12 protein-coding genes are annotated in these 13,068 nt (G+C 73.1%); 5 read left to right on the top strand and 7 right to left on the bottom strand.

Annotated elements, in window-relative coordinates:
• Positions 1–114: 114 nt before the first annotated feature.
• The 3 genes from JJI54_RS24700 (at position 115) to JJI54_RS24690 (ending at position 3,509) form a co-directional block, all read left to right on the top strand.
• Positions 115–1,812, top strand: coding sequence for a histidine kinase famiy protein (locus JJI54_RS24700; protein ID WP_203076079.1), 1,698 nt, complete (start codon positions 115–117; stop codon positions 1,810–1,812).
• A 125-nt stretch (positions 1,813–1,937) separates the two neighbouring features.
• Positions 1,938–2,453, top strand: a complete 516-nt coding sequence (locus JJI54_RS24695; RefSeq protein WP_203076078.1) for a VOC family protein — start codon at positions 1,938–1,940, stop codon at positions 2,451–2,453.
• Positions 2,454–2,531: 78 nt separating this feature from the next.
• Positions 2,532–3,509: a glycosyl hydrolase family 8 gene (locus JJI54_RS24690; RefSeq protein WP_203076077.1), complete on the top strand. Its 978-nt coding sequence runs from the start codon at positions 2,532–2,534 to the stop codon at positions 3,507–3,509.
• Here the strand turns inward: JJI54_RS24690 and JJI54_RS24685 are convergent.
• The 5 genes from JJI54_RS24685 to JJI54_RS24665 all read right to left on the bottom strand — a co-directional run bounded on the left by JJI54_RS24685 (position 3,499) and on the right by JJI54_RS24665 (position 8,436).
• On the bottom strand, positions 3,499–4,620 hold the full coding sequence (locus JJI54_RS24685; protein ID WP_203076076.1) for an MFS transporter: 1,122 nt from the start codon (positions 4,618–4,620) through the stop codon (positions 3,499–3,501). The two genes, JJI54_RS24690 and JJI54_RS24685, sit on opposite strands and share 11 nt — an antisense overlap.
• A complete protein-coding gene (locus tag JJI54_RS24680) occupies positions 4,617–5,141 on the bottom strand; it encodes a GNAT family N-acetyltransferase (protein WP_203076075.1) in 525 nt (174 codons plus the stop codon). Before JJI54_RS24680 ends, JJI54_RS24685 begins: the two co-directional genes overlap by 4 nt.
• A gap of 102 nt (positions 5,142–5,243) precedes the next feature.
• Positions 5,244–6,533: an adenylosuccinate synthase gene (locus tag JJI54_RS24675; RefSeq protein WP_203076074.1), complete on the bottom strand. Its 1,290-nt coding sequence runs from the start codon at positions 6,531–6,533 to the stop codon at positions 5,244–5,246.
• A gap of 52 nt (positions 6,534–6,585) precedes the next feature.
• Positions 6,586–7,722: an ATP phosphoribosyltransferase regulatory subunit gene (locus JJI54_RS24670; protein ID WP_203076073.1), complete on the bottom strand. Its 1,137-nt coding sequence runs from the start codon at positions 7,720–7,722 to the stop codon at positions 6,586–6,588.
• 87 nt (positions 7,723–7,809) lie between these two features.
• On the bottom strand, positions 7,810–8,436 hold the full coding sequence (locus JJI54_RS24665) for a dioxygenase family protein (protein ID WP_203076072.1): 627 nt from the start codon (positions 8,434–8,436) through the stop codon (positions 7,810–7,812).
• Between the two features lie 139 nt (positions 8,437–8,575).
• Here JJI54_RS24665 and JJI54_RS24660 point away from each other — a divergent pair, with 139 nt between their 5' ends.
• The gene (locus tag JJI54_RS24660) at positions 8,576–9,124 is read left to right on the top strand and encodes a hypothetical protein (protein WP_203076071.1); all 549 of its coding nucleotides are present in this window, start codon (positions 8,576–8,578) and stop codon (positions 9,122–9,124) included.
• A gap of 2 nt (positions 9,125–9,126) precedes the next feature.
• Here the strand turns inward: JJI54_RS24660 and serA are convergent, their stop codons facing one another.
• Together serA and JJI54_RS24650 are read right to left on the bottom strand one after the other, a co-directional pair.
• Positions 9,127–10,719 (bottom strand): phosphoglycerate dehydrogenase, encoded by a 1,593-nt coding sequence (gene serA, locus JJI54_RS24655; protein WP_203076070.1) that lies wholly within the window; start codon positions 10,717–10,719, stop codon positions 9,127–9,129.
• A complete protein-coding gene (locus JJI54_RS24650; protein ID WP_203076069.1) occupies positions 10,719–11,891 on the bottom strand; it encodes a phosphoserine transaminase in 1,173 nt (390 codons plus the stop codon). Before JJI54_RS24650 ends, serA begins: the two co-directional genes overlap by 1 nt.
• A gap of 150 nt (positions 11,892–12,041) precedes the next feature.
• On the opposite strand from JJI54_RS24650, the gene JJI54_RS24645 reads away from it, so the two are divergent.
• On the top strand, positions 12,042–13,010 hold the full coding sequence (locus tag JJI54_RS24645) for a Bug family tripartite tricarboxylate transporter substrate binding protein (protein WP_203076068.1): 969 nt from the start codon (positions 12,042–12,044) through the stop codon (positions 13,008–13,010).
• Positions 13,011–13,068: the final 58 nt, after the last annotated feature.

The raw sequence follows: 13,068 nt of genomic DNA, 5'->3' as shown, positions 1-13,068 counted from the left end.
CGGCGCCTCGCGGTCAGTTGACGCCGGGGGTCGGGTTTTTCGGGCCCCCGCCATTCCCGCCGCGCATCTCTCGCGACAAAGGTATGACGCCCGGCGGAACCCCCGCCGGGCGTCATGCTTTTTGCCCGTCCCGTGGATCAGAAACCCTCCTCCCCACCCGACCCCGCCGACGCGCCCGCCGCCACCGCCAATGAAGGGCGCCGGTTCGACCCGCCGCGCGCACCCGCCGGCGCCACCGTCCCCGGCCGCGACGACATCTTCTTCGCCGCGGTCGAGATGACGCGCATGCCGATGATCGTCACGGACCCCAACCAGCCGGACAACCCCATCGTCTTCGCCAACCAGGCCTTCCAGCAGATGACGGGCTATGCGGCGGATGAAGTCATCGGCCGCAACTGCCGCTTCATGCAGGGCGAGGGCACGGACCGCGACAGCGTCGCCGCCATCCGCGACGCCATCGCCGGGCGCACCGACGTCTCGATGGAGGTGCTGAACTACCGCAAGGATGGCCGGCCCTTCTGGAACGCCCTCTTCGTCAGCCCGGTCTTCGGCGCCGACGGCAAGCTGCTCTACTTCTTCGGCAGCCAGCTCGACGTGACCCGGCGGCGGGAGGCCGAGGCCGCGGCCCGCCGCGCCCAGCGGCTGGAAGCGCTCGGCCAGCTCACCGGCGGCGTCGCGCATGACTTCAACAACCTGCTGCAGGTCGTGGTGGGGTCGCTGGAGATGATGCGCCCGCTGGTCGAGGCCTCCGACAACCCCCGCTTCCGCCGGCGCCACGAAGGCGCGCTGGAAGCCGCCCGCCGCGGCGCGGCGCTGACGCGCCAGCTGCTCGCCTTCGCCCGGCGCCAGCGCCTGGAAGGCCGCCCGACCGACATCAACGCCACGCTGCAGGGCCAGACGGACCTGCTGGGCCGCGCCCTCGGCCCCGGCCTCGCCCTCCGCCTCGACCTGGCGGCGGAGGTGGGGCAGGCGCATGTCGATGCCGGGCAACTCGAAGCCGCGCTGCTCAACCTGCTCTTCAACGCGCGGGACGCCATGCCCGCGCGGGGCGAGGTGGTGATCGCCACGCGGCGGATCGGCGAGGCCGAGGCCCTGGCCGATGCCGGGCCGGATGAGGAGACGCGCGCCCCCCACGGCTTCATCGAACTCGCCGTGCAGGATGCCGGCACCGGCATCGCGCCGGAGATCCTGGACCGGGTGACGGAGCCCTTCTTCACCACCAAGGATGTCGGCCAGGGCTCCGGCCTCGGCCTCGCGCAGGTCTATGGCTTCGCCCGGCAATCCGGCGGCCATCTGCGGATCGAAAGCCAGCCCGGCCGCGGCACCACCGTGCGGCTGCGCTTCCCCGCCCTGCAGCCCGATGCGGCCGCCCAGCCCGGCCGCGCCGGCGACCGGCCGCGCCAGGCGGAACCCCGCGGCGGCGGAGAGAGCATCCTGATCGTGGACGACAATGCGGAAGTGCTGGAACTGGCGGAAAGCGTGCTGACCGACCTCGGCTACCAGGTGGCGACGGCGGGGGATGCGCGCTCCGCCCTCGCGGCGCTGGATGCCCCCGGCAGCCGCTACGACCTGCTGTTCAGCGACGTGGTGATGCCCGGCGGCATGAACGGCATCACCCTGGCGACGGAAGCGCGGCGCCGCAGCCCCGGCCTGAAGGTGCTGCTCTCCACCGGCTTCATCGACCCGCGCGAGGAAGCGGCGGCCGAGGGCATCCGCCCGCACGGCTTCCCGGTGATGCAGAAGCCCTATCGCCGGGCGGAGCTGGCCCGCCGCATCCGCCGCGCCCTGGATGGGGGCGGCCCCGCCGGCTGATCATTGCGGGACGGGATGGCGGCGCCGCCCGCCATCACCGGGATGGATGGACCGTATCGCGCCCCCCGATTGGACCCGGCGCCCGGCAGCGCCCATCCTCGGTGCCGTCGAGAAGGAACGATCCCATGTCCGCCAGCACGCTGGAGAAGCCCGTCGCCCCCTATGCCGCCGATCCCGGCCTGAAGATCGGCCATGTCCATCTGAAGGTCGCCGATCTGGAGCGCGGCCTCGCCTTCTGGCGGGACATCATCGGCCTGCAGGTGATGCAGCGCATGGGGGACCATGCGGTGTTCCTCTCGGCCGGCGGCTACCACCACCACATCGCGCTGAACACCTGGGAAAGCGCCGGCGGCAGCCCGCCCGGCTTCGGCACCACGGGGCTCTACCACGTGGCGCTGCTCTACCCCGACCGCCCCGCCCTGGCGCGCGCGCTGAAGTCCCTGGTGCAGGCCGGCTGGCCGCTGGAAGGCGCCTCCGACCACGGCGTGTCGGAGGCGATCTACCTGCGCGACCCCGATGGCAATGGCGTGGAGCTGTACCGGGACCGCGACCGCGCGGAATGGCCCTTCGACGCCCAGGGCAAGCTCGCCATGGTGACGAAGCGGCTGGACCTGCGGGCGCTGCTGGCGGAAGCGGGCTGAACCGCCACCGCCGGGCCGCTTCCGGCGGCGAGGCGGAATGCTACACGTCGGCAACGGATGCCGGGGTGGGGGCGCGCCATGCTGACCGATGCGGACAGGAAGGAATGGGCGGCCTTCCGCCAGCGCTTCGTCACCGCCGAAGGCCGGGTGGTGGACACCTTCAACCGCTGGACCAGCAGCGAAAGCCAGGGCTACGGGCTGCTGCTGGCCGAGGCGATGGCGGACCGGCCGGCCTTCGTCGCCATCCTCGGCTGGACGCGCGCCAACCTCCGCATCCGCCAGGACCATCTGCACGCCTGGCGCTGGCGCCCGGGCCAGGCGACGCCGCCGGAGGACATGAACCCCGCCACGGATGGCGACCTGATGATCGCCTGGGCGCTGCTCCGCGCCGCGGCGCGGTGGAAGGAAGCCGCCTGGCGGCAGGAAGCGACCGACATCGCCGCCGACATCCGCCAGCACCTGGTCTGCGGCAACGGCGACAGGCTCACCCTGCTGCCCGGCCCCTGGGGCTACCAACCCGACCGAATCGTCATCAACCCGAGCTACCTGATCGTCCCGGCCCTTCGCGCCCTGCATGCGCATCAGCCGGCGGCGGGCTGGGACATCGTGCTGATGCACGGCCTGCAACTGGTGCAGGACGCCGTGGGCGGGCGCTACGGCCTGCCGGCGGACTGGGCGGTGATGACGCCGGCCGCCCCCCGGCCCGTGCCGCTGGCGCTGAACCCGGGGGACCGCACCGGCTTCCGCTTCGATGCGGTGCGCGTGCCGCTCAACCTGGTCTGGGGCGGGCTCCTCGCGCAGCCCGGCGTCACCGCCGCCGCGGCCTTCTGGCGGAAGCAGGGCGCCGCCAGCCTGCATGGCTTCCCCGATGCGCCGGAACGCTACCCCGGCAATATCGGCATCGAAGCCATCGCCAGCCTGGCCGCCGCCGCCGTCGCGGGCGATCCGGCGAAGGCGAAGGTGAAGCCCGTCGCCGCCGCGCAGTACTATTACGACGCGGCGCTCTCCCTCCTCGTCCGGCTGGCGCGGGCGGAGGCCCCGTCCCTCACCGCCTGAGCGCGTGCACCGAGGACGCCACCAGCACCGCCGCCGCGCCGAGATACAGCACCACCGCGGGTACCAGCGGCAGCAGCACCCCGGCGGCCAGCGGCCCGACCCCCGCGCCGATATCCCGCCAGGTCGCCATCCGCGCCAGCGCCGCCACGCGTTCCTCCGGCGGCGCGCGGCTGGCCGCCACCGGGGCGGGCAGCGGCTGCAGCAGCCCGCGCAACCCCACCACCATCAGGCTTCCCACCCAGAGCCACCCCACCCCGATCACCGCCAGCCCGGCGGCGGAGGCGAGCGTCACCACCAGCAGCACCCGCGCCGCGCCGAAGCGCTCCGCCAGCCGCCCGGCGGGCGGGCCCAGCAGCACCTCCGCCAGGTAGCGCGCGGCCAGGGCGCCGCCGGCGGCCAGCGCCGCGCCTTCCGGCATGGCCTGCGCCGCCAGGAAGGCGAGGCCCAGCACGAAGAGCCCATCCAGCGCGAAGCCCTGCACGAAGGACCAGACATCCAGCGACCGCGGCAGCGCGAAGCGCGGCCCGCCGGCGCGGAGCTTCACCGCCTCCCCCTGGTTTTCGCCCCTTGGCAGCCGCCAGGCGAAGACCAGGCCGACCAGCGACACCGCGCCGAGGCACAGGAACACGATGCGCGGCCCCGCCACCTCCGCCAGCGCCGCGCCGGCCAGCAGCCCGATCATCGGCCCCGCCGCGATGATGCCGCGGGACGCGCCCGACCGGCGGGAGGCCCCGCTCGGCTCCGCCGTCGCCAGCGCCTGGGTGGCGATGTTCATGGCGGCGAAGGCCAGGCCCCAGAGCAGCCGCGCCGGCAGCAGCCACCAGACGCCGGGCAGCAGCGCATAGCCGGTGGTGGCGCAGGCCGCCGCCAGCACCGCCACCAGGCAGGCGCGGCGCGGCCCGAACACCTCATACCCCCGCGCCACCCAGCCATAGCCGAGGATGCGCACCAGCCGGTTCGCCGCCAGCAGCAGCCCGGCCTCCGCCAGGGAGACGCCGAAGACCGCCGCGTGCAGCGGCAGCAGCAGGTACAGCACCGTGTCGCCGGGCAGCGTCATCGCCAGCACCAGCGACGCATCGCGGGATGCGCGGTCGGCCTCCTCCCGCGTCATGGCGCGGGCGCGGTGCCCGCCCCCTCCCCCAGCGGCCGCGTCATCAGCACGCTGTCCACCCAGCGCCCATGCTTCCAGCCCACCGCCGGCAGCATCCCGGCATGGGCGAAGCCGGCGCGGGCATGCAGCCCGATCGAGGCCGCGTTCCCGCTATCCCCGATCACCGCCACCATCAGCCGGAAGCCGCGCGCCGTGCAGGCCTCGACCAGCGCCGCCAGCAGCGCCGATCCGACGCCGCCCCGCCCGGCATCGGGCGCGACATAGATGCTGTTCTCCACCGCGAAGCGATAGGCCGGGCGGGTGCGGTAGGCGCTGGCATAGGCATAGCCCAGCACCCGGCCATCCGCGCCCTCCGCCACCAGGTAGGGATAGCCGCCCGCCAGCACCGCCTGGCGCCGCCGCGCCATCTCCGCCGGATCCGGCGGATCCAGTTCGAAACTGGCCAGGCCATGCGTGACCCAGTGGCCGTAGATCGAGGCCAGGACGGGCACATCGGCATCCCGGCTATCGCGGATCGTCATCATGACCATACGATGTCAGACAAGCATTGGTCTGCCAACCGGATGTCTAGATGAATTCAAGGCCATCAGGCCGGCCCCGCCCGGGGCCGGCCGCCGGCGCGATCACCCCGCGAAGGGATCGCGCAGCATGATGGTGTCGTCGCGGTCCGGGCTGGTGGACAGCAGCACCACCGGCGCCTCCACCAGCTCCTCGATCCGGCGGACATACTTCACCGCCTCGGCCGGCAGCTCGGCATAGCTGCGGGCGCCGGCGGTGCTGCCCGACCAGCCCGCCATCACCTCCCACACCGGCTCCGCCCGCTCCTGCGCCGCGATGGAGGCCGGCAGGCGGCGCACCACCTCGCCATCGATCCTGTAGCCCGTGCAGATCCGCAGCTCCGGCAGCCCGTCCAGCACGTCGAGCTTGGTCAGCACCAGCCCCTCCACGCCGCCGACCTTCACGGCCTGGCGCACCATGCAGGCATCGAACCAGCCGCATCGGCGCGGCCGGCCCGTCACGGTGCCGAATTCCCGCCCCCGCTCGCCCAGCAGCTTGCCGGTCGCGTCATGCAGCTCCGTCGGGAAGGGCCCGGCGCCGACGCGGGTGGTGTAGGCCTTGGCGATGCCCAGCACATAGCCGATCTGCTTCGGCCCGATCCCCGCCCCAGCCGCCGCATTGCCGGCGACGGTGTTGGAGGAGGTGACGAAGGGATAGGTGCCGTGGTCCACATCCAGCATCACGGCCTGCGCGCCCTCGAACAGCACGCGCTTGCCCTCGTGGTGGGCATCCTCCAGCAGCGACCAGACCGGCGCGGCATAGGGCAGCAGAAGCGGCGCCAGTTCCAGCAGCCGGTCGAGCAGCGCCTGCTTCTCGAAGGTCGCGGCGCCCAGGCCGCGCAGCAGCGTGTTGTGGTGCAGCAGCAGCTCATCCAGCTTGTGCGACAGCACGGCGGGCTCCGCCAGGTCGCTCAGCCGGATGGCGCGCCGCGCCACCTTGTCCTCATAGGCCGGGCCGATGCCGCGCCCCGTCGTGCCGATGGCATTGGCCCCGCGCGCCACTTCCCGCGCCTTGTCGATGGCGGGGTGCAGCGGCAGGATCAGGGGCACGTTCTCCGCGATGCGGAGGTTGTGCGGGCCGACATTCAGCCCCTGCGCGTTGACCTTCGCCACCTCCGTCAGCAGGTGCTCCGGGTCCAGCACCACGCCATTACCGATGATGCCGAGCTTGCCGCGCACGACGCCGGAGGGCAGCAGCGACAGCTTGTAGACATTGCCGCCGACGACGAGCGTATGGCCCGCATTGTGGCCGCCCTGGAACCGCACGACGATGTCGGCCCGGCTCGCCAGCCAGTCCACCACCTTGCCCTTGCCCTCGTCGCCCCACTGGGCGCCGATCACGGCAACATTCGCCATCGCGCTGTCTCCCTGGGCGGCCCGCTGGCCGCTGCGTCGTGAGATGAAACCGTCAGGCGGGGACCGCGTCGCCCGCTTCGTTCAGGACATGGGTGCAGCGCAGGCTGCCCGGCGAGTCCTCGGCCGAGAGCTGCGCCACCGTGGCATAGCCCCGCGCCCGCAGCGCCGCCGCCGCCGCGCGATCGGCCCCCGCGGGGATGAAGACGCGCCTGCGCGGCTCCGCCGGCGCCACCGCGCGCAGCATGGCATCGGGGTAGAGGGTCATGCCCGTCGCCGGCTCCTCGCCCGAGAGGTAGCGGCCGCCCCGCGCCAGCTCCCCGGTCAGGCCCTCGCCGAAGATCGTGAAGGCGACGCCGCTGTGGTAGCGAAGGCCCCGGAACTCCACCGGGTCCAGCGTGATGCGCAGCCCCGGCACGCGGGCGCGCAGCGCCACCACGATCGCCGCCGCATTGTCCGCGATCGCCCGCGCCGCCGGCGGCAGGTCGGCCGCTGCCAGCGCCGCCAGCGCGCCATCCACCGGCCCCGCCGCGGCCATCAGCGCCGGCAGCAGGAGCGCGGCCCCGCCGCCGGCCTCCGCCCGCGCCGTCACGGCGGCCATGTCCTTGCGGTCCAGCGCGCGGGCCAGGCGCCGCCGGTCCTCGCCCTCCACCCCCGCGTCGTCCAGCAGCGCGGGGGCGAGGCGCGGCAGGGTGATGTCCAGCGAGGCCCCGGTGATGCCGACCGCCGCCAGCGCCTCCGCCGCCACCGCCGCCACCTCCGCATCAGCCTCCGCGCTGTCGGCGCCGATCAGCTCGATGCCGGATTGGGGAAGCTGTCGCGCGGGGGCGAGCTGCGTGCCATGCACCCGCAGCACCTGCCCGGCATAGGAAAGCCGCAGCGGCCGCGCCACGCGGGCCAGGCGCGTCGCCGCGATGCGCGCCACCTGCGGCGTGGTGTCCGCCCGCAGCCCCATCATGCGGTGGCTCACCGGGTCCATCAGCCGGAAGGTCTGGTCCGCCACCGCGGCGCCGGAGCCGGCCAGCAGACTGTCCTCGAATTCCAGCAGCGGCGGCTTCACCCGTTCATAGCCGTGCCGCGCGAAGACCTCCGCCAGCACCTCGACCAGCATCGCCTCGCGCTCCGCCTCGGGCGGCAGCACGTCGGACAGGCCGGCGGGCAGAAGGGCGGGGTTGGGCGGGTCGTCGGTCATGCTTCGGGGGGTGTGGACGGGCGGCGCGTGTGTGGCAGGGGGGCCGCGCCGCCGCAACCCCTGCCCCGCGCATGTTTGCCCCCGCCGCTACGCGAGGACGATGTCGAACCCCGCCCGCAACCCGCCATCCGCCGGCGTGACCCGCGCCGTCAGGGCCGCGCGCTGGTCCGGCGCCAGGCGGCGCAGCAGCATGTCGCCCTCGTTGCGCGGCTCGTCCGGGAAATAGACCTGCGTGGTCAGCGCGCCGCCCCCCGCCGCCGGCTGCGCCCGCAGGTGGATGTGCCGCGTCCGGCCGGGGTAGAGGCCGGGGCGGATGGTGCGGAAGGCATAGCGCCCCGCCCCATCCGCCACCGCCCGGCCGAAGCCCTGGAAGCCCGGGTCGCGCTGCGCCAGGCGGGCATCGCCGGGATGCAGGTAGATGCCCTGGTCGTCGGCCTGCCAGATCTCAACCCGCGCCCCGGGCAGCGCCGATCCATCCGCCGCGCGCACCACGCCTTCCAGGAACAGCGGCACGCCGCGGGCCGGCGCCGGCTGGCCGGCCACGCGCAGCAGGTCCGCATCCGCATCGTCGGGGATGGCGCGGGGGTAGTAGGGCCCCTCCATCTGGGCGGGCGTGCGCGGCGCCTGGGCGGCGGCGGGCCGGCCCGCCAGGGCGGGCGCCGCCAGCAGGGCGGGTCCGGCCAGGATCAGGCGGCGGCGGAGCAGGATAGTCATGGCGGCATCGTTCCCGGTTGTTGCCGGGCGCATAGGGCCCTCCAGGGATTGAAGACCAGTGACGAAGCGTGTCCGGATTGGGCCTTGGCGCGGGCATCGCGAGCCGCCAATCTCCCGGGCGACAGACGGAGACCCCGCCATGCCGCGCACCACCCTGCGAAGCCTGCCGATCCTCGCCCTGCTCGCCCTCGGCGCCTGCGCGGACCCCGCGGCCGAGCATCTCGGCGGCTTCGGGGATTCGGTCCGCGGCGCCGCGCTGCATGCGCCCTTCATGCTGGGCGATACCGCGCTGCTGGCCGGCCAGCCCGCCCGCGCCGCCCGCGCCGCCGTGCAGATGGAGATCCTGGCCCAGGGCTTCGGCCGCAACCCGCTCTACAGCCACGACGCCTCGATCAGCGTGCAGCACGCCACGGCGCAGGGCCGCGACGAATTCCGCCGCGCCATCGGCATCGCCCCCGATGCGCCGGCGGAGCTGGTGATCGACACGCTGCGGGACGCCGCGGCGGCGCTGGATGCCGGCAGCCCGGCGCGGGCGGAAGCCGCCCTTTCCAGCCCCGCCTATCCCGCCGGCGCGGCCGCGACGCTCGCGCGCCTCAACCGCCTGCCCTACCTGCCCCGCGTGGCCGAGGCCGCCGGCGCCGCCTGGCAGGAGGTGCGGCGCCGGGACGGCTTCGGCCGGCGGGGGTAGCCTCAGAAGGCCAGCGGCACCGCCCGCACCACCAGCGGCAGCCCGCGCACGGTGGCCAGCACGGCCTCCGGCAGCGGCGCGTCCAGCCCGACCAGGCAGATCGCATCGCCCCCCGGCCGGTCACGGCCGAGGTGGAAGGTGGCGATGTTGATCCCGGCCTCCGCCAGCGTGGTGCCGAAGCGGCCGATGAAGCCGGGGCGGTCCTGGTTCGTGACGTAGAGCATGTGCGGCGCGAAATCGGCCTCCACCGCGATGCCCTTCACCTCCACCAGGCGCGGCTTGCCCGTGCCGACCAGCGTGCCCGCGACGCTGCGGGTCCACTCATCCGTCACCAGCGTGACGCGCAGCAGGGTGGCGTAGTCGCCGCTGCGCTCCAGCACCGTCTCCGCCACCTCGATCCCGCGCTCCTTCGCCAGCGCCGGCGCGTTCACCATGTTCACCGCGCCCATCATCGGCGCCAGCACGCCCGCCAGCGCGGCCGCCGTCAACGGCTTCTGGTTCAGCTCCGCCGCCGCGCCCTCGTATTCCACGCGGATGGCCTTCACCTCATCGCCCACATTGGCGGTGAGCTGCCCGGCCAGCGCGCCGAGCTGCCGCGCGAGTTCCATGTAGGGCCGCAGCCGCGGCGCTTCCTCGGCCGTGACGCTCGGCATGTTGATGGCGTTGGAGACGGCGCCGGAGAGCAGGAAGTCGCTCATCTGCTCCGCCACCTGCAGCGCCACATTCTCCTGCGCCTCCGCCGTCGCGGCGCCGAGATGCGGCGTGCAGACCACATTCTCCAGCGTGAAGAGGGGCGAATCGGTCGCCGGCTCCGTCTCGAACACATCGAGCGCGGCGCCCGCCAGGTGCCCTTCCTTCAGCGCGTCATACAGTGCCGCCTCGTCCAGCAGCCCGCCGCGGGCGCAGTTGATGATCCGCGCGCCCTTCTTCAGCGCGAAGATGCGTTCCCGCGACAGGATGTTCTTCGTCTGCTCGGTATAGGGCGCGTGGATGGTGACGATGTCCGCGCGCGCGACCAGCGCATCGAGGTCCACCTTCTCCACCCCGATCTCCAGCGCGCGCTTCTCGCTGAGGAAGGGGTCGAAGGCGATGACCTTCATCTGCAGCCCGTTGGCGCGGCTGGCGACGATGGAGCCGATATTGCCGGCGCCGATCAGGCCGAGCGTCTTGCCCGTCAGCTCCACGCCCATGAAGCGGTTCTTCTCCCACTTCCCGGCCTTGGTGCTCGTGCTCGCCTCGGGAATCTGCCGCGCGAGGGCGAACATCATCGCGATCGCGTGCTCCGCCGTCGTGATGGCGTTGCCATAGGGCGTGTTCATCACGACGACGCCGCGCGCGGTCGCGCTCGACACATCGACATTGTCCACGCCGATGCCCGCGCGGCCCACGACCTTGAGGCGCGGCGCGGCGTCCAGCACCTCCCGCGTCACCTTCGTCGCGCTGCGCACCGCTAAGCCATCGTACTGCCCGATGATCTCCCGCAGTTCTGCGGGCTTCAGGCCGGGCTTGAAATAGACCTCGATGCCCCGCGCCTTGAAGATGGCGATGGAGGCGGGCGAGAGCTTGTCGCTGATCAGGACCTTCGGCGCCGACATCACGCGGCCGCCTTGTCGTGGTCAGCGGCCACCTGCGCAAAGGCCCAGTCCAGCCAGGGCAGCAGCGCCGTGATGTCGCTGGTCTCCACCGTCGCACCGCCCCAGATGCGAAGCCCGGGCGGCGCATCGCGGTAGTTCGCCGCGTCAAGCGCCACGCCCTCCTTCTCCAGGATGGAGGACAGCTTCTTCGCCGCCGCCGCTTGGCCTTCGGCGTCGAGGGCCGTGAACCACGGCGCCACGATCTTCAGGCAGATGGAGGTGCAGGACCGCGTCGCCGCGTCATCCGCCAGGAAGGCCGCCCAGCCGCTGTTGGCCACCCAGCCCGCGATGGCGGCCAGGTTCGCCTCCGACCGCGCGATCAGCCCCTTCAGCGAGCCCACGGACTGCGCCCAGCGCAGCCCATCCAGCGCATCCTCCACGCAGAGCATGGAGGGCGTGTTGATCGTCTCGCCCTTGAAGATGCCCTCGTTGATCTTCCCGTCCTTGGTCATCCGGAAGATCTTCGGCATCGGCCATGCAGGCTTGTGGGACTCCAGCCGCGCGACGGCGCGGGGCGACAGCGCCAGCATCCCATGCGCGGCCTCACCGCCCAGCACCTTCTGCCAGGACCAGGTCACGACATCCAGCTTCGACCAGGGCAGGTCCATGGCGAAGGCGGCGCTGGTGGCGTCGCAGATCGCCAGCCCCTCGCGGTCATCCGCGATGAAATCGGCATTCGGCAGCCGCACGCCGCTCGTCGTGCCGTTCCAGACGAAGACGAGGTCGCGCGCCTTGTCCACCTGCGCCAGGTCGGGCAGCTGCCCGTAGCCCGCCGAGATGACGCGCACATCGGACAGCTTCAGCTGCTTGGTGACATCCGTCGCCCAGTCCTTGGAGAAGCTCTCCCAGGCCAGGATATCGACGCCCTTCGGCCCCAGCAGCGACCAAAGCGCCATCTCCACGGCGCCGGTGTCGGAGGCCGGCACGATGCCGAGCCGCCAATCCTTCGGCATGCCCAGCACGGATTTGGAGAGTTCGATGGTTTCGGCGAGCTTCGCCTTGGGGTCCTTGGCGCGGTGGCTGCGGCCGAGCAGCGCGCCATCCAGCGCGGCCAGCGACCAGCCGGGGCGCTTGGCACAGGGACCGGAGGAGAATCGGGGGTTCGACGGACGGATGTCCGGCTTGGTGCTCATGGCGGTGGCTCCCTTCCAGAAGCGAATGCGCCCCGGTGGGGGGGCGTGGCCCGCCGCCACGCTTAATCCCGCCGGCCCTCCCCCGCAAGCCGCCCCTCGCTTGCCCACTTCTTGCATGCCAGTCTGGCGACGCTGAACCGGAGCCCGCCCATGCCTCGCCTCTCCCGCCGCGCCGCCCTGGCGCTGCCCGTCCTCCTCGCAGCCCCGCTCGCCGCGCGGGCACAGTCCCGCACCATCACCCTGATCTGCCCCTTCGGCCCGGGCACCAATGTGGACCAGATCGCGCGCCTCATCGCGCCGGAGATCGGCAGCCGCCTGGAACGCCAGGTGGTGGTGGAGAATGTGACGGGCGCCGGCGGCACCATCGCCACCGAACGCGCCGCCCGCGCCACGCCGGATGGCACCACGCTGCTGATCGGCGTCGAGAGCACGATCAACGTCGCGCAGCTCGTCACCCCCTCCACCACCCGCTATGACGGGCTGCGCGATTTCGCGCCGATCCACATGATCGCGACGCTGCCGCTGCTGCTCATCGGCCGCCCGAACCTGCCGGCCAGCTTCGCGCACCTCATCGCGGACAGCGCCTCCCGCCCCGCGCCCTTCAGCTTCGGCAGCTCCGGCACCGGCACCTCGCTCCACCTCTTCGGCGAACTGCTCGTGCAGCGGGCGGGGCTCAAGATGGAACACGTGCCCTACCGCATGGGCGCGCAGATGCTGACCGACACGATGAGCGGCCAGCTCGACCTCGCCATCAGCACCCTGACCAGCAGCGCGCCCATGGTGCGGGACGACAAGGTGCGCGCCTGGGGCGTCTCCTCCCCCAGCCGGCACCCCTTCCTGCCCGACATGCCGACCTTCGCGGAGCAGCCGCAGACGGCGGGCATGTCCATGGAGGTGTGGCAGGCCCTCTTCGCCCCCGCGCGCACGGATCCCGCCTTCGTGGCGCGCGTCTCCGCCGCCGCCGCGGCCGCGATGGCGACGCCCGAGCTGCAGCGCCGCATCCGCGACATCGGGCAGACGCCGAGCACGCTGACGGGCGATGCCCTGAACACCTTCCTGCGGGAGGAAAGCGCCCGCTACGAGGCGCTGGTGAAGGCGGCGAACATCACGCCGCAATAAGTGGCCCGGGGGGAGCGCCGCTCCCCCCGATACCCCTCCCTTGACCCGGGGGGAGCGC

The sequence above is a fragment of the Falsiroseomonas ponticola genome (assembly GCF_016805305.1).
GTDB lineage: Bacteria > Pseudomonadota > Alphaproteobacteria > Acetobacterales > Acetobacteraceae > Falsiroseomonas > Falsiroseomonas ponticola.
This window is presented reverse-complemented; position numbering and strand designations above follow the sequence as displayed.